The 232-nt window shown below is 58.2% G+C and carries 1 protein-coding gene; it reads left to right on the top strand.

Annotation, left to right across the window (positions count from 1 at the left end):
- Positions 1-232, top strand: a 232-nt coding sequence (locus tag V5P19_RS24605) for an NfeD family protein (RefSeq protein ID WP_334408124.1), incomplete at both ends; no start/stop codon positions are given.

The following is a 232-nucleotide window of genomic DNA, read 5'->3' as shown; positions in this document are numbered from 1 at the left end:
GCCTGGCTGTGGTGGAAATGGTTGTCGCGGCGGGTGCGCGAACAAAAGCACAGCGATAGTCATTTAAACCAGCGCGGGCAGCAGCTGATTGGCCGACGTTTTGTGCTGGAATCTCCGCTGGTCAACGGGCGCGGTCATATGCGCGTCGGTGACAGTTCATGGCCTGTCAGCGCCAGCGAGGATCTCGGTGCAGGTACGCATGTTGAAGTCATTGCGATAGAAGGGATAACCC

The sequence above is a fragment of the Enterobacter sp. UNJFSC 003 genome, from assembly GCF_036903355.1.
Classification (GTDB): Bacteria; Pseudomonadota; Gammaproteobacteria; order Enterobacterales; family Enterobacteriaceae; genus Enterobacter.
Note: the sequence above shows the minus strand (reverse complement) of the source record. Positions and strands in the feature narration are given on the sequence as shown.